General features: G+C 65.3%; 13 protein-coding genes. 8 read left to right on the top strand and 5 right to left on the bottom strand.

Annotation, left to right across the window (positions count from 1 at the left end):
• Position 1: 1 nt before the first annotated feature.
• From xdhB to AC56LY_RS01445, 5 genes are all read right to left on the bottom strand, one after another.
• On the bottom strand, positions 2 to 2,335 hold the full coding sequence (gene xdhB / locus AC56LY_RS01465) for a xanthine dehydrogenase molybdopterin binding subunit (protein ID WP_499575879.1): 2,334 nt from the start codon (positions 2,333 to 2,335) through the stop codon (positions 2 to 4).
• 10 nt (positions 2,336 to 2,345) lie between these two features.
• Entirely contained in the window at positions 2,346 to 3,815 is a 1,470-nt protein-coding gene (gene xdhA / locus AC56LY_RS01460; RefSeq protein WP_499575876.1) for a xanthine dehydrogenase small subunit, read from the bottom strand.
• 119 nt (positions 3,816 to 3,934) lie between these two features.
• Entirely contained in the window at positions 3,935 to 4,882 is a 948-nt protein-coding gene (gene puuE / locus AC56LY_RS01455) for an allantoinase PuuE (protein WP_499575872.1), read from the bottom strand.
• Between the two features lie 86 nt (positions 4,883 to 4,968).
• Positions 4,969 to 6,141, bottom strand: coding sequence for a sigma-54-dependent transcriptional regulator family protein (locus AC56LY_RS01450; RefSeq protein ID WP_499575870.1), 1,173 nt, complete (start codon positions 6,139 to 6,141; stop codon positions 4,969 to 4,971).
• On the bottom strand, positions 6,141 to 6,533 hold the full coding sequence (locus AC56LY_RS01445) for a response regulator (protein ID WP_499581909.1): 393 nt from the start codon (positions 6,531 to 6,533) through the stop codon (positions 6,141 to 6,143). The genes AC56LY_RS01450 and AC56LY_RS01445 overlap by 1 nt, the downstream gene beginning before the upstream one ends.
• A 141-nt stretch (positions 6,534 to 6,674) precedes the next feature.
• On the opposite strand from AC56LY_RS01445, the gene uraH reads away from it, so the two are divergent.
• The 8 genes from uraH to AC56LY_RS01405 all read left to right on the top strand — a co-directional run bounded on the left by uraH (position 6,675) and on the right by AC56LY_RS01405 (position 16,855).
• Positions 6,675 to 7,028, top strand: a complete 354-nt coding sequence (gene uraH / locus AC56LY_RS01440) for a hydroxyisourate hydrolase (RefSeq protein WP_499575867.1) — start codon at positions 6,675 to 6,677, stop codon at positions 7,026 to 7,028.
• A 5-nt stretch (positions 7,029 to 7,033) separates the two neighbouring features.
• Complete coding sequence (locus AC56LY_RS01435; protein WP_499575865.1) at positions 7,034 to 8,827, top strand: DUF4153 domain-containing protein; 1,794 nt, start codon at positions 7,034 to 7,036, stop codon at positions 8,825 to 8,827.
• 225 nt (positions 8,828 to 9,052) lie between these two features.
• Complete coding sequence (locus tag AC56LY_RS01430; protein WP_499575863.1) at positions 9,053 to 10,279, top strand: porin; 1,227 nt, start codon at positions 9,053 to 9,055, stop codon at positions 10,277 to 10,279.
• 9 nt (positions 10,280 to 10,288) lie between these two features.
• Entirely contained in the window at positions 10,289 to 10,690 is a 402-nt protein-coding gene (locus AC56LY_RS01425) for a type 2 periplasmic-binding domain-containing protein (protein WP_499575861.1), read from the top strand.
• Between the two features lie 66 nt (positions 10,691 to 10,756).
• Positions 10,757 to 12,334 (top strand): methyl-accepting chemotaxis protein, encoded by a 1,578-nt coding sequence (locus AC56LY_RS01420; RefSeq protein WP_499575860.1) that lies wholly within the window; start codon positions 10,757 to 10,759, stop codon positions 12,332 to 12,334.
• Between the two features lie 299 nt (positions 12,335 to 12,633).
• On the top strand, positions 12,634 to 14,358 hold the full coding sequence (pilB, locus tag AC56LY_RS01415) for a type IV-A pilus assembly ATPase PilB (protein WP_499575858.1): 1,725 nt from the start codon (positions 12,634 to 12,636) through the stop codon (positions 14,356 to 14,358).
• Between the two features lie 19 nt (positions 14,359 to 14,377).
• Positions 14,378 to 15,610 (top strand): type II secretion system F family protein, encoded by a 1,233-nt coding sequence (locus AC56LY_RS01410; protein ID WP_499575856.1) that lies wholly within the window; start codon positions 14,378 to 14,380, stop codon positions 15,608 to 15,610.
• 201 nt (positions 15,611 to 15,811) lie between these two features.
• Positions 15,812 to 16,855, top strand: coding sequence for a S41 family peptidase (locus AC56LY_RS01405; RefSeq protein WP_499575854.1), 1,044 nt, complete (start codon positions 15,812 to 15,814; stop codon positions 16,853 to 16,855).
• Positions 16,856 to 16,995: the final 140 nt, after the last annotated feature.

Raw genomic sequence — 16,995 nt, 5'->3', positions numbered from 1 at the left:
GTCACGCGCGCGCGCCGATGGCGCCCTCGACGAACGCGATCGCATCCAGAATGGCTTCGCTCGTCGCGGGGGCATTCAGTGGCGGATTGACCCGGTGTCCGCCCACGCTCGAGATGGCGTCACGGATCGCGAAGAACACCGAGAACGGCAGCAGCAGCGGCGGCTCGCCCACGGCCTTGGAGCGGTGGATGCTGTCTTCGACGTTGGCATTGTCGAACAACGCGATGCGGAAATCCTCGGGACAGTCCGAGACCGCAGGAATTTTGTAGGTCGACGGCGCGTGCGTCATCAGCTTGCCAGCCGGGTTCCACCACAGTTCTTCGGTGGTCAGCCACCCCATGCCCTGGATGAACGCGCCTTCGACTTGGCCGATATCGATGGCGGGATTGAGCGAGCGGCCGGCGTCGTACAGCGCATCGACACGCAGCAGCTTCCATTCGCCGGTGAGCGTGTCGACCACCACTTCCGACACCGCCGCGCCGTAGGCGAAGTACGAGAACGGACGCCCCGTCATCGTCTTCGGGTCCCAGTGCAGGCCGGGCGTGGCATAGAAACCATCGGACCACAGCTGCACGCGCGCCAGGTAGGCTTTGGCGACGACTTCCTCGAACGGCAGCGCCAGGCCGGCGACGAACACGGTGCCGGCTGCGAAGCGCACCTCGCTGGCCGCGCCCCCGTACTGCTGCGCCGCGAATTGCGCGAGTCGCGCGCGGATCTTGCCGGCCGCATCCTGCGCGGCCTTGCCGTTGAGGTCAGCACCGGTCGAGGCGGCGGTGGCCGACGTGTTCGAGACCTTGCTGGTGTTGGTGGCGGTCGCGCGCACGCGCCCCAGTTCGACGCCCAATTCGTGCGCCACGACCTGCATCACCTTGGTGTTGATGCCCTGCCCCATCTCTGTGCCGCCGTGATTGACGAGGATGGAGCCATCCACGTACACGTGCACCAGCGCGCCGGCCTGGTTCAGGTGCGTGACGTTGAACGCGATGCCAAACTTGAGCGGCGTCAGCGCCAGCCCCTTCTTGAGCACGGGGCTGCTGTGGTTGTAGTCGTCCACGGCTGCACGGCGCGCGCGGTAGTCGCTGCCCGCTTCGAGTTCGGCCACCAGTTCGGGGATGACGTTGTCGACAATCGTCTGGCCATACGGCGTGACGTTGCGATCCTGCGCGCCGTAGAAATTCAGGCGCCGGATATCGAGCGCATCGCGGCCCAGGTTGCGCGCGATTTCGTCGAGTACGTATTCGATGGCAATCGCGCCCTGCGGACCACCGAAGCCGCGAAACGCGGTGTTCGATTGCGTGTTGGTCTTGCCGCAGGCGGCGCGGATGTCGACGTCGGACAGGTAATACGCATTATCGAAGTGGCAGACGGCGCGCGTGGCCACGGGACCGGACAGGTCGGCCGAGTAGCCGGCGCGCGTGACCATGTCGACCCGCGCGGCCAGGATGCGGCCTTCTTCGTCGTAGCCCACTTCGTAGTCGTAATGGAAGCAGTGGCGCTTGCCGGTGACGAGCATGTCGTCGTCGCGGTCGGCGCGCAGCTTGACCGGGCGGCCCGTACGCACTGCGGCGATGGCGGCAGCGGCAGCCCACAACGCCGACTGCGATTCCTTGCCGCCAAAGCCGCCGCCCATGCGCCGGCACTCGACCGTCACGTGGTGCGAATGCAGGCCAAGCGCATGGGCGATCACGTGCTGCATCTCGCTCGGGTGCTGGGTGGACGAATACACGTGCATGCCGCGGTCCTCGCCGGGAATCGCATACGCGATCTGGCCTTCGAGGTAGAACTGCTCTTGCCCACCCACGTACAACTGGCCCTTGACCGTGTGCGGCGCGCGTGCAAACGCGGCTTCGGCGTCCCCGCGCGTCAGGCGCATGGGCGGGAGCACATACGATTGCGCGGCGCGCGCTGCCTGCGGCGTCAGGATCGCCGGCAGGTCCTCGTACGTGACCTGCGCCAGGCGCGCTGCACGGCGTGCATTGTCGTGGCTGTCGGCGACGACGATGAAGATCGGCTGGCCCACGTACTGCACCAGGCCATCGGCCAGGATCGGATCGTCATGGATGATCGGGCCGCAATCGTTCAGGCCCGGGATGTCGGCCACGGTCAGCACGGCGACCACGCCGGCGCTGGCACGGACTGGCGCCAGGTCGATGGCGGTGATGTGCGCATGCGCGTGCGACGACAGGCCGAGCGCCGCATGCAGCGTACCGGCCAGCTCGGCGATATCGTCGGTGAAGGTCGCGCCGCCGCGCACGTGCAGCTCGCTCGACTCGTGCTTGCGTGCGCGGCCCACTTCGGCCCAGGCGTCCAGGTTCTTGATGCCGCCGTCGTTCATGATCGTCTCCTCAGGCGCCGGCAAAGGCATTGACTGCCTGCGCGGGCAGCGGATCGTGCAGGCGCGTCTCAAGCCAGAAGCGGCGCAGCAGGTTCTGCGCAGTGCGCATCCGGTAGCTGCTCGAGGCGCGGGCATCCGACAGCGGCGCATAGTCGCGGCCCAGCGCGGCCATCGCGCCCGTCAAGACGGCTTCGGTCCACGGCTGGCCCAGCAGCGCAGCCTCGGCCTGCGCGGCGCGCTGTGGCGTTGCAGCCATGCCGCCGAACGCGATGCGGGCGTCGACGATCGTCTCGCCGTCGAGCACGATGGCAAACGCGGCGCACACGGCCGAGATGTCCTGGTCGAAGCGCTTGGCCAGTTTGTAGGTGCGAAAACGCAGGCCCGGCCGCGATTGCGGCAGCGGCACGCGCACGGCCTGGACGAATTCACCGGGCCGCAGATCCTTCTTCTGGTAGCCCAGGTAAAAGTCGTCCAGCGCCAGCACGCGCGTACCGGCGCTGCTGGTCAGGACCACCTGGCTGCCCAGCGCAATCATCCACGGCATCGAGTCGCCGATCGGCGAGCCGTTGGCCACGTTGCCGCCCAGCGTGCCGGCATGGCGGATCGGCAGCGACGCGAAGCGCTGCCAGAGTTCCGTCAGTTCATCGGGATAGCGCGCGGCCAGTGCCTGGTAGGCGTCCTGCAGCGAGACGCCGGCGCCGATCTCCAGCATGCCGTCTTGTTCGCTCATCGTTTTAAGCTCGGTGACCTGGCCGAGATAGATCACGTCGCCCAGCTCGCGCAGGTGCTTGGTAACCCACAGCCCCACGTCGGTCGAACCGGCCAGCAGCACGGCGGCCGGGTGTTCAGCGCGCAGCGCCGCCAGTTCAGCCACGGTGCGCGGCACATGGAAGCGTTGGCCATGCGCTGCGTACGTGAAGCCGTGGCTGCGTTGCAGCGTGCGCAGGCGTTCGGCCAGCGCAGCGCGGTCGAAGGCAACCGGAGGCAGTTCGACCATGCGGCGCGCGGCGTCGATGATCGGGCGGTAGCCGGTGCAGCGGCACAGGTTGCCGGACAGCGCATCGTTGATCTGGCAGCGCGATGGCGCGCGCCCTTCCTGCTTCAGGTACATGCCAAACAGCGACATCGCAAACCCCGGCGTGCAAAAGCCGCATTGCGAGCCGTGGCACTCGACCAGCGCCTGCTGCACGGGATGGGGCGCGCCATCCGGCTGCGCCAGATCTTCCACTGTGAACAGCGCCTTGCCGTCGAGCGTCGGCGTGAACTGGATACAGGCGTTCACGGCGCGCAGCGCCAGCTCGCCATCTTCCAGCGAACCGATCACCACGGTGCAGGCGCCGCAATCGCCCTCGGCGCAACCTTCCTTGGTGCCGGTGCAGCGCAAGTCCTCCCGCAGGTGCTGCAGGATGGTTTGCGTGGGCTTCACGTCGCGCAGTTCGCGCACCTGGCCCTGGTAGAGGAATCGGATCGGTTCTGACATGCCTGTCTTTGGTGAGTGGATTGCTGGACGCCAAAGGCGGAAGGCTACCATTCACGGCCCACCAACCCATAATCAATGGATGATACGGCTCATATCACGAAACATATAATGTAACGCCGTCACAGGGTCCAAGGATGCACCGTTTTCCAATGATTGGCGATGTCGATGCGGCGCGTGACCCAGACCTTGTCGTGCCGGCCCACATAATCGAGGAAGCGTGCCAGCGCTGCCGTGCGGCCCGGGCGGCCCGCCAGACGGCAATGCAGGCCGACCGACAGCATCTTGGGCTGGTTCAAACCATCCGGATCGCCCTCGGCGTACAGCACGTCGAAGGCATCCTTCAGGTAATCAAAGAACTGCGTGCCCGAATTGAAGCCACCGGCCGAGGCAAAGCGCATGTCGTTGGTGTCGAGCGTGTAGGGCACCACCAGGTGTGGCGTGCGGCGCACCAAACCATCGGGTCCGGCCGCCTCGACGTGCTGCCAGAACGGCAGGTCGTCGCCGTAATGGTCGGCGTCGTAGGCAAAGCCGCCATGCTCCACCACGAGGCGGCGTGTGTTGGGCGAGTCGCGCCCCGTGTACCAGCCCTGCGGCGCCGCCCCCGTCAGGTCGCGGAAAATCGCCACTGCTTCGTGCAGGTGCGCGCGCTCGGTGGCTTCGTCGACGTTCTGGTACGAGATCCAGCGCAGACCATGGCAGGCAATCTCGTGGCCCAGTTCCTGGAACGCGGCCACCGCGTCGGGATGGCGCGCCAGCGCCTGCGCCACGCCGAATACGGTCAGCGGCAGCTTGCGGTCCTCGAACAGGCGCAGCAGGCGCCACAGGCCGGCGCGCGAGCCGTATTCGTAGAGCGACTCCATGCTCATGTGGCGCGCGGGGAAGGCACTGGCGCCGACGATCTCGGAAAGAAAAGTTTCGGACGCCGCATCGCCATGCAGCACGTTATTTTCAGCGCCCTCTTCGTAGTTGAGCACGAACTGCAGCGCGATGCGCGCCGCGCCCGGCCACTGCGGATGGGGCGGCGTGCGGCCGTAGCCGGCCAGGTCGCGCGGGTAGGAGGTCGGCATCAGCATTCCAGATAGGAGTTTGTCCGATCGTATGGTGCCATGCGATGCCTGCAGCAGTCCAGTGTGGATGCCTGGCCCGTCGTTCTCTACGTCACTCGCAAGGATTCGACCACCGGCCCGGGGCGTACCCGGCCGTCGATGGCGCGTTCCTTGAGCGCAGTGCGCCCGACGCCCCCAACCGCGCCGACGTCGACGACCAGCGTCGAGCCGGGTGCTGCCTTCTGCAGGGTCGACAGAAAGCCGCCGAGCAGGCGTCGCGTCAGCGCCTGGCGATCGTCCAGCACCGTGACGCGGTCGGCGGCGCCCCACTCGAACTGCACGCCGACCACCCGCGCTTCGGTGGCAAGCAGGTCCAGCAGGTCCTGCACGATGTCCGCAAGTGCCAGCGGCTCGGGCTCGGCGGGGCCAGTACGCTCGAGTGCCAGTACGCGCCAGGTGCGCGCCTGGCGCGCGAACTGCGCGCTCATTGCCTTGGAAGTCTGCACCATGGCGGTGACGTCGGCACCGGCGGCAATCCGGCGCGCCGCAACCTCCATACGCAGGCGTGCGCTCGTCAGGCGTTGCAGCATGTCCTGGCGCAGGCGTTCCAGGGTGTGCTCGATCTCCGGGCCGCTGGTGCTGGAGAGCCACTTGGCCAGCAACTCGCATTCCACCGCTTCCGTGGCGCAGAACAGGATGTCACGCACACGGTCGGCCGTGGCCAGCGTCCGCACCGACATGCTCAGCACGCCCATCGGACCTAGTGGCCCGGTGATCGGTACACCCTGGCACGTGAAGGCATGAAAGCCTTCGATGAAATGCTCGGGGCCGACCAGTTCCACATAACCGTTTTCCGCGATGGCGGTGCCAACGCCGTTGGCGCCGGCATGCGCCTCATCGAGCAGGGAGCCCGGGCGCGGGAAATTCTCATCGGCCATGGTTTCAGGGTCGCCCGTCAGGCACAGCAGCCGGCCGTCGGTGTCCGCCAGCATCGCCGCGTGCCGGTTCTCACCTGCCGCCCGGGACAGGGCTCCAAGAAACGGCGCGGTTGCCGTGATGAGCTCGTGACGCTCTGCGAGCAGCTGCTGGGTGTCGTGCTCTCCCAGCAAGTCGGCGCGGCCGAGGCGAGGATTGCAGCCACTGGCGCGTGCGCGGTCCCAGGCTCTGAGCACGTACGGCCGCAGCGTGTCCGGCGCAAGATTTTGGTGCTGCACATAGCGTTCCCACGTCGCGCGCACCTGGTCGACATCAGGGTGCCGGACATTCGACAGGAAGTACATCAGGACATTCCTGGATCGGATGCGCGCGCAGCTGGCAGCAGGCGTCGCATCAGGCGGACCATCTGGTCGAGCTCGAATGGCTTGGACAACGCCTCATCGAAGCCGGCAGCGGCCGATTCGGCAGCCAGGCTTGCCATGGCCGACACCAGCACTGCCGGTGCCGTCAATCCGCATTCGCGCATCTGCTTGAGGGCCTGCGAGCCGTTCAACCACGGCATGCGATAGTCGAGCATGACCAGATCCGGGGTCAGCCCGTCACATACGGCGGCCACGGCCCGCCGCGGGTCGTCGTGCAGCGACACCCGGAAGCCTTCAGTTTCAAGAAGCCATGCGACGCTCTCGAGCAAATCCAGCTCGTCGTCCACGATCATTACGTGCCATTTGCCTGTCATCACTCATGATACACCTGCTACCAAGAATCAACTCAGGATGCCGGCACACGGTATTGCGAATGGACCCTGCCTCCACCTCACCAAGTGACGCGGCCCGTCTGCCACGTTATGATGGGAAACCATCCGGACGCAAGGACACCCATGGGCAAACTCACCACCCACGTACTCGACACCGCGCACGGCTGCCCCGGCGCCGGCATCACCGTCGAGCTTTACGCACTCGACGCGGCGGGCCGCACGCTGGTCAAGGCCGACGTGACGAACGACGATGGCCGCTGCGCCAGCCCCTTGCTCGATGCAGCAGCGCTGCGGCCCGGCCAGTACGAGCTGGTGTTTCATGCGGGCGACTATTACGCGGCGCGCGGCGTGGCCTTGTCTACCCCGCGCTTCCTGGACCGGATCACGCTGGGCTTCGGCATCGGCGACAGCGCCCAGAATTACCACGTGCCGCTGGTGATGACACCCTGGTCGTACTCGACCTACCGGGGTAGCTAAGCGCCATGGATACGCTCCCTGATACCATCGACCACCGCCTGCCCAGCTGGCTTGGCCACGCGCGCATCGGGATCGGCCTGGCGCAGGGTGCGCTGCTGTACCTGCTTTACACGGCACTGCAACACAATTCATGGCCCGCGACGGTTCCCCTGCTGTTCGCGCCGCTGGTGATGCTGGGCGTGCTGCTGCCGATCATCCTGAGCAGCGCCCTCGGGCACCTGCCGCGTCGCACACTGGCGCGCTGGTGCGGCGCCGCCGCCGTCGCGATCGCGCTGCTGACCATGTACGACATCTGGCGCCGCCTGGGCGGCACTGAGATGCTGCGCCCTACGCCGTCCGGCGCCCTGTGGGTGTGCCTGGCGGCCGGCTGCTTCATCGCCCACGCGCTGGTACTTGCCGGCGCGCGCGAGGGCCGGCGCGTGGCGTCGTACGCCACCTATTTCGAGGTTGCCTGGACCCTTGGCCTGCAGGTGGCCTTCAGCGGCCTGTTCGTCGGCGCGACCTGGCTCGTGCTGCAACTGGGCGCATCGCTGTTCGACCTGATCCGGCTCGACTTCCTGAGCCAGGCCATGCGCAAGGCCTGGTTCTTCATTCCCGTGACCACCTTCGCCTTTGCCAGCGCACTGCACCTGACCGACGTCAAGCCGGCCATCGTGCGCGGCATCCGCAACCTGCTGCACGTGCTGCTGTCGTGGACCCTGCCGGTGCTGACGCTGCTGGTGGGCGGCTTCCTGGCCAGCCTGCCGTTTACCGGGCTCGAGCCGCTGTGGGCCACGCGCAGCGCAGCCGGGATGCTGCTCTCGGCGGCGGCCACCTTCGTGGTGCTGATCAATGCGGCCTACCAGGATGGCAGCGAGCGTCCGGCACGCGTCATCGCCATCTCGGCGCGCGTGGCGAGCCTGCTGCTGGCGCCGCTGACGCTGCTTGCGGCGTATGCCCTCGCGCTGCGCGTGGTCGATCACGGCTGGTCGACCGACCGTGTGATCGCTGCCGCCTGCCTGCTGGTGGCGGCGTGCTATGCCGGCGGGTATGCAGCGGCAGCCCTGCGGCGCGGCTGGCTACCCACGCTGGCCGGCGTGAACATCGCCGCCGCCTTCACGGTGATTGGCGTACTGGCGCTGCTGCTTTCGCCGCTCGGCGATCCGGGGCGCATCGCCGTGGCCAGCCAGCTGGCACGTCTGGACGCCGGCAAGATCCCGGTACGACAACTGGACCTGGACTATCTGTGGCATCACGGCGCGCGCTATGGCCGCGCCGCACTGGCTCGTGTCGAGAGCAACACGACCGGTACGGATGCCGCCTGGCTGCGGACCGAACTGGCGCGCCTGCGCCAGCCCGACCTTGACGCCGGCCCGGGCACCGGCGTAATGCGACTGGCCGACCAGCTGCGCGTGTGGCCGGCGGGCACCACGCTGCCGGCAGGTTTCGTGGAGACCGAATGGCGACACGCGCAGCAATGGGGGCGCCTGCCGCGCTGCATGCGCAGTCAGAACGCCGCGTGTGACGCGTTCGTGCTCGACCTGGGTGGCGACGCGCGGCCCGAGGTGGTGGTGGTCGGTGCCGACGGGGATGGCGGCGCCGTATTGCGCCAGAACGCACGCGGTGCCTGGGAACTGGCCGCCAGCCTGCCCGTGATGCTCGGCGATTGCACGCCCCTGTTCGACGCCATGCGCGCCGGTCGTCTGCGCGCCGCGCCGCCGGTGCTGGCGGACCTGGAGATCGATGGCCGCCGCATTCCCCTGCAAAACGATCCCGGCCATGTAAATTGCACCACGCCATCCGTGGAGCGCATCGACTAACTTGCCATAATTGAATCCAACCTGACCACTTACTGTGTCAGTTAGGCCACACTACACCGCGAATTGTCTCGAATACTCTCCACGTGTCATAAAACTGTTGCTGTCAATATTGCCGCGTGGATAGAATAAATTCCAGTATGTACCGGTGCTCTTGTCTGCTGCCCTTGTCAGCGCCGTCGTTTCCAGCAGCTCACGTTTCAGCTTAATCCAATTATGAAAAAAACAATGATCGCCAGTTTGCTGGCGCTGCCTCTGTGCGCGTCGGTCGCACAGGCACAGGAGAACGCCGTGAAAATCAGCGGATTCGGCACCGCTGCTGCCACCTACTCGGATGACGACCGTGCCGAATTCGCCCGCCCGAACCAGGCCAGCGGCAGTGCGGGCGACTTCCGCACCGGTATCGACTCGAACCTCGGCCTGCAAGCCGACTACACCGTCAACGACTGGTTGTCGCTGACCGCCCAGGGCCTCGTGCGCAAGGACGCTGAAGAAGGTTATGGCGCCGAACTGAGCTGGGCCTTCGCCAAGTTCCGCATCTCGGATGCACTGAGCGTGCGCGTGGGCCGTGTCGGCCTGCCGATCTTCATGATCTCGGACTACCGCAATGTGGGCTATGCCAACACGATGCTGCGCCCGCCGTCGGAAGTGTATTCGCAAGTGCCGTTCAACAGCGTCGATGGCGCCGACATCACCTGGCGCCACGAGTTCGGCAATACGAGCCTGACCACGCAGTTCGCAGCCGGCAGCACCAAGGCGCCGGTGACGAGCTTCCACGTGCGCGGCAAGGACATCCTGGCGCTGAACCTGGTGGCCGAAAACGGCCCGTTCACACTGCGCGTGGGCCACGCCCGCACCAAGGTCACGCTAGACGACCTGCCATCGCTCAATACGCTGATCGGCTCGCTGCGCGCCGCCGGCGCCGGCTACCGCCTGCCCCAGCTGACCGCACTGGCAAGCGAAGTAGAAGCCAAGGGCGACAAGGGCACGTTCAATTCGATCGGCCTGACCGCCGACTGGAACAACTTCGTGCTGCAGAGCGAATTTGCCAAGCGCAAGACCGAGACCTACATCAACGACACCACCTCGTGGTACGTGATGGGCGGCTACCGCATCGGCAAGTTCCTGCCGTACTACACGCGTTCGGAACTGAAGATCGACAGCACCATCAACAACACCGTGCCGACCGCCTGCCCTGCCGGCTTCCCGGCCGCCTGCACCCCGACCCTGCAGGCGCTGCGCGCCGGCGTGAGCCGGATTGCCGTCTCGGGCGTCGGCCAGGGCGAGCAGACCACCGACACCATCGGTGTGCGCTGGGACTTCTACAAGTCGGCCGCGCTGAAGGTGCAGATCGACCGCATCAAGCCAACCGGCAACGGCCTGTTCATCAACGTCAGGCCTGGCTTCTCCGGTCCGGTGACCGTCGGCGCCGTCGCCCTCGACTTCGTGTTCTAAGGAGCGACCATGAAAAAGATCATCATCGCTGCCTTCCTGAGCACGGGCTTTGCTGCACTGCCGGCCCTCGCCGAGGTTGTCGTCGTCGTCAATCCGAAAGCCGCCGAGAGCGCGCTGACCAAGGACCAGGTCGCCCAGTTCTTCCTGGGTAAGTCGACGTCGATGACGCCGATCGACCAGCCTGACAGCGCGCCGGTGCGCGCCGAGTTCTACAAGAAGGTCGCGGACAAGGACGCGGCCCAGGCCAAGGCCCTGTGGTCCAAGCTGGTGTTTACCGGCAAGGCCACGATGCCGAAGGAAGTTGCCGACAGTGCCGGCGTCAAGGCGGCCGTCGCTGCCAACCCGAAGGCCATCGGCTACATCGACAAGAGCGCCGTCGATGCCAGCGTCAAGGTCGTCCTCACCCCATAAGCAAGTAATAACCCTGCCCGCCACCGGCTCTGCGCCGCGTGGCGGGCGTTGTATCTGGAGACAAGCATGAGCATCAAGCGCAGGATCTGGGCACTGCCCATCATTTCCGCCATCATCTTCGGCCTGGGCGCCGGCATCAGCGCGACTATCGCGAACGGCGCCCTGAAGTCGATCACCACCACCGAGTCGGTGGACTATCCGCTGATGGACGCTGTCAAGGTCCTGTCGCTCGACATCGGGGCCGTCACCGTCATGCTGACCGATGCTGTCACCGAAAACGACAAGGCGCTCGTCGACCAGGCCAACAACCAGGCCGCCAAGGTGCGCACCGCGCTCGGCGAGCTTGCCAAGATCCCTGGCCAGCAAGCCACGAGCGCCCGCCTGAACACCGAATTCACCGCTTACTACACGCCGGCACTGTCGTCGGCCCGCATCATGCTCGAGCTGGAGCAAGGTGACCCGCAAGCCACCGTCGGCGCCATGCAGAAGGCCTTGGCCACGCTCAATGGCGACCTGGCCAAGACGGCCGAACTGGCCCAGCTCCAGTTTGCCGCCGGCATCGAAGCCAGCCAGAACAGCGTGCGCCAGACTGTCATCGCGATGGTGCTGTCGGCCCTGATCGTGATCGCGGTACTGGTGGCGATCTCGTGGTTCATGGTCCGCACCATCTGGCAGCAGCTCGGCGGCGAGCCCGCCTATGCGCGCACGATTGCGCAGGCCGTGGCCGCTGGCGACCTGTCGATGGAGATCCATACCGATGCGGGCGACAGCAGCAGCCTGCTGGCCGCACTGAAGGAAATGCGCACGCGCCTGTCCACGCTTGTGGGCGACATCAAGGCCTCGGCCGACGCCATCGCCAGCGCCAGCAGCGAAATCGCCACCGGCAACGCCGACCTGGCCAGCCGCACCGAATCGCAGGCCTCGAACGTCGACCGCACCACGCGTGCGATGGCCGAGCTGACGGGCGAAGTGCGCCAGAATGCCGCCAACGCCAGCGAAGCCAGTGCGCTCGTGGTCACGGCCAACGAGATCGCCTCGCGCGGCGGCGACGTCGTCGGCGGCGTGGTCACGACGATGGGCGACATCAGCGCCTCGTCGAAACGCATCGTCGACATCATCGCCACCATCGACGGCATCGCCTTCCAGACCAATATCCTGGCGCTGAACGCAGCGGTCGAAGCCGCGCGTGCCGGCGAACAGGGCCGCGGCTTTGCCGTGGTCGCCAGCGAAGTGCGCACGCTCGCGCACCGCTCGGCCGCCGCCGCCAAGGAGATCAAGGAATTGATTGGCGACTCGGTCGCCAAGGTCGACGCCGGCAGCACGCTGGTGGACGAAGCCGGTGCGACGATGGCGCAGATCGTCGAGGCGGTGGGCAAGGTGCAAACCATCATGCTCGAAATCCGCGATGCCGGTACGCGCCAGAACGCGGGCATCGAGGACATTGGCCTGGCCATCGGCAGCATCGACGAAATGACGCAGCAGAATGCGGCGCTGGTCGAAGAAGCAGCAGCGGCTGCCGAATCGCTGACCGGCCAGACCGACCACCTGACCGAGGCGCTGGCCGTCTTCAAGCTTGCGCATACGCCTGGCGTGGCCGGCGTAACCGGTGCAGCATCGACCACCCGCCTGGCGCTCGCACGCTAACAGCAGACAGCCAGCACGGGCCAAAGTGTTGCGAAAACCCAGCTTTGCAAGGCGACCACAACCGTAATGGGTTTGCCAAGAGTGTTTCATCGCCGCCAATGCGGCTCACTCTGTAGCGTGCTCAAGGCGTGCGTCGCCATGTGGACGATCCGGCATTGCATGCCAGATTGTCCACATGGCCGTCTTGCGGCCGGTCACACCAAAACCTTTACAAAAGTAATGCCCATAGGCATCATCCCTTGACCCGCCGGTGACTCTGGCGCCCTAGTCACTTCCCTGAGGTACCACACCCGGCTCATATGGCAGCAGTCCTCCCTCATCCGACCACCGGCACACCGTTGTCGGGCCTTGCGCGCGCGCTCGTCCAGGCCAACCGCCTGAGCGCCGTGCAGGCGGACATGCTGCACAAGAAAGCCGCGCAGGAAAAAGGTGCGTTCATCGATGCCCTGCTGGCCAGTGGCGCAATCGACGCGCGCACGCTGGCCGCCTTCTGCGCCGAGACCTTTGGCTATCCGCTGCTCGACCTGTCGACGTTCTCGGTGGGCGTGCTGCCTGCCAGCGCCATCGATGCCAAGCTGATGCAGGCACAGCGCGTGATTGCGCTGGCCAAGCGCGGCAACAAGCTGTCGGTCGCGCTGTCGGACCCCACCAACAGCCAGGCGCTGGACCAGATCAAGTTCCAGAGCGAGGCCACGGTCGAACCGGTGATCGTGCCGCACGACGCCCTGCTGGCCCTGCTGGCGGCCATCGCCAAGGGCGCCGAACAGGACCTGAGCGACCTGGCCGGCGAAGAAGCGGCGATCGAGTTCGCCGACGACGACAAGGAAGCCCCGCCCCTCGAGGCGGCCAACGATGTCGAGGACGCGCCGATCGTGCGCTTCCTGAACAAGATCCTGATCGACGCGGTGACGATGGGCGCATCCGACATCCACTTCGAACCCTTTGAAAAGTTTTACCGCATCCGCCTGCGCGTGGACGGCGTGCTGCGCGACCATGCGTCGCCGCCGCTGGCGATCCGCGAAAAGCTGGTCTCGCGCATCAAGGTGCTGGCGCGCCTGGACATTGCCGAACGACGCGTGCCGCAGGACGGCCGCATGCGCCTGATCATGTCGGCCACGCGCACGATCGATTTTCGCGTCAGCACGCTGCCCACGCTGTTCGGCGAAAAGACCGTCATGCGTATCCTGGACGCGACCCAGGCCCAGATGGGCATCGACGCGCTCGGCTACGATCCGGACCAGAAGGCGCTGCTGCTCGACGCCATCGCCCGCCCCTACGGCATGGTGCTCGTGACCGGGCCGACCGGCTCCGGCAAGACCGTCTCGCTGTACAGCTGCCTGAACCTGCTCAACAAACCGGGCATCAATATCTCGACCGCGGAAGACCCGGCCGAAATCAACCTGCCCGGCGTGAACCAGGTTAACGTCAACGAAAAGGCCGGTCTGACCTTCCCCGTCGCCCTGAAGTCGTTCCTGCGCCAGGATCCCGACATCATCATGGTCGGCGAGATCCGCGACCTGGAAACGGCCGACATCGCGATCAAGGCCGCGCAGACGGGTCACATGGTGTTCTCGACGCTGCACACGAACGATGCGCCGTCGACACTGACGCGCCTGATGAACATGGGCGTGGCACCGTTCAACATCGCCTCGTCAGTCATCCTGATCACAGCCCAGCGCCTCGCGCGCCGTCTGTGCACCTGCAAGCAGCCGCTGGCGACGAGCCACGAAGCACTGCTCGCCGCCGGCTACCGCGAGAGCGACATCGACGCCACTTGGCAGCCTTACGGCCCGGTCGGCTGCGACCGCTGCCTGGGCTCGGGCTACAAAGGCCGGGTCGGCATCTACCAGATCATGCCGATCTCGCCCGCGATCGAGGCGCTGATCCTCGCCAACGGCAACGCGATGGACATCGCGGCCCAGGCCGAGAAGGAAGGCGTGAACTCTCTGCGCCGCTCCGGCTTGATGAAAGTCAAGCAAGGCCTGACCAGCGTCGAAGAAGTCCTCGGCTGCACCAACGAATAAGACCTGAACAGGAACCCCTATGGCAACTTCCCTATCCCCCAAGAGCCGCGGCGCACAGGTCAAGGAGAACGTGTACGCCTGGGAAGGCAAGGACAAGACCGGGCGAACCGTGCGCGGCGAAGTGCGCGCCGGCGGCGAAGCGATCGTCAACGTGACCCTGCGCCGCCAGGGCATCATGGTCACCAAGGTCAAGAAGAAGGTTTACCGCAGCGGCAAGAAGATCACCGACAAGGATCTGACCATGTTCACGCGCCAGCTCGCGACCATGATGAAGGCCGGCGTGCCGCTGCTGCAATCGTTCGACATCGTCGGCAAGGGTCACGGCAACCCGTCGATGGCCAAGCTGATCCAGGACCTGCGCAACGACGTCGAAACCGGCACGAGCCTGAACCGCGCATTCCGCAAGTTCCCGCTGTACTTCGATCCGCTGTTCTGCAATCTGGTCGGGGCCGGCGAACAGGCCGGTATCCTGGAAGACCTGCTCACGCGCCTGGCGATCTACAAGGAAAAGACGCTCGCGCTCAAGGGCAAGATCAAGTCGGCGCTGACCTACCCGATCGCCATCCTGGCCATCGCCTTCATCGTCACCGCCGTGATCATGATCTGGGTGGTGCCGGCCTTCAAGCAGGTCTTCGAAAGCTTCGGCGCCGACCTGCCTACGCCAACGCTGGTGGTGATGGCGATCTCGGACTTCTTCGTCACCTGGTGGTACCTGATCTTCGGCTCGATGTTCGCCACCGGCTATTTCTTCTTCCAGTCCTGGCGCCGCTCGCTGAAGATGCAGCAGGCGATGGACCGCCTGCTGCTGCGCCTGCCGATCTTTGGCCCCGTGATCCGCAAGGCCACGATCGCGCGCTGGACCCGCACGCTGGCCACCATGTTCGCCGCCGGCGTCCCGCTGGTGGAAGCGCTCGATTCGGTTGGTGGCGCATCCGGCAATGCCGTCTACCTGGAAGCAACGCGCAAGATCCAGAACGAGGTCAGCACCGGCACCAGCCTGACGGCGTCGATGCAGAATGCTGACGTGTTCCCGAACCTGGTGATCCAGATGGTGCAGATCGGCGAAGAATCCGGCTCGCTCGACGCCATGCTGGGCAAGGTCGCGGACTTCTTCGAGGAAGAAGTCGACGAGGCTGTCGCGGCGCTGTCGTCGCTGATGGAGCCGTTGATCATGGTGATTCTGGGCGTGCTGATTGGCGGGCTGGTGGTTGCGATGTATTTGCCGATCTTTAAGCTGGGGTCGGTGGTCTAAGCGAGGTTTGCAGGTTTTCGGAAAACGTTGCGGTGAATGCACAGTGGATCTCACCCGGGCCGCTGTAGCTCTACCTCTGTCCGAGGTAAAGCTACAGCCTAGGTACGTCTGCCTTTCCATGCTCGTGAAAATGTGCGCATCTTTCCCGCGTTGAGTGTGCCAAACTTTTGATCCTCCCCTCATCTGGAAGCGGATCTCAACATGCAGTCAGCATTTGGCATCGCGGTCGTGGCCGCCATGTTTGTCACGCCTGCCGCTGCGGCTGAAGCGCCTGCCCAAACCATGTCTGTTTCATTGGCACGTGAAGTCGCCAGCAAGACGGTGACGCTTGTCGAAAGCCGTGGCCTGTATCCACGCCAGCAAGCGGAATATGACCGGGCCAGGATGGCACTGCTGGCCATGTTTGACGGTCAACCGCTGGAAATCGACCGGACAGAGCTGTACACAAGCATCACCGGTCTGCTGGCGACACTCGACACGAACGGGCATAGTTTCCTGATACCTGCACGCCATGACTTGACCACACGGAGCACGCAATCAACGTCAAACGACCTTCCACCGGCGACTTTTCAGGTGCTGCAAACAAGCAAAGGCAAAGTATTGCGCTGGACACCTCCGCCTTCCGTCAACAACAGCATGAGGGCAATTGGCCCCTACCTGACACGCTTTCATGACGAGGCCGGGACAACGCCCGACATCGCCGACGCCTGCGCTCTGGTGATCGACCTGAGCGACCAGACTGGTGGGAATGCCTGGCCGCCGCTGGTGGCGATGTATCCATTGTTCAGCGATGCAAACAACGCGATGTGGGTCGACCGCGACGGCAAGCGCTCCGCGGTGGTGAATCGTTCCGGCCTGCAAGAAATGCGCCAGAGGACGGGTGAAGGCCGTGCCAATCCGTTAATCCGTTTCGATAAGGGACCGCTGGCGGTCGTCACCCACAAACGCACGTCGAGTGCGGGGGAAATGTTGTTGATTGCTCTGCTGGGCGAGGCCAGAGTGCAGACCTTCGGCAGCACCTCGTCAGGGATGACGACTGCGAACGCGACCTATCCTTTGCCGGATGGTTCAACCCTGGTGTTGACGCAGTCCCGATATGCACTTGGAGAAGGGCCGGTGATTCATGGAGGGATTGCACCGATGCACCCGATCAACCCGGGAGAGAGTTCAGTTGAGGGGGTTGCCAACGCTGCCGAATGGGTAGCAGCAAACTCCGTAAGTTGTCGTCCCACCGGGCACAAGTAACAGCTATCGAACCAAGCCGTTGGTCGTTCGGTTCGGGTCGGCAGCTGCCGGTCGAGCAGGTGTGTGATTTTTCCAGCGCGGTAAATTGCTATGCTGGGCTGATCGGCCGGATTCGGCCAACAGCAGCCCTAAAGCATTAG

Source organism: Telluria sp. ZT3P25, assembly GCF_059685895.1.
The sequence above is the reverse complement of the archived record's forward strand: the minus strand, read 5'-3'. Positions and strand labels throughout refer to the sequence as shown.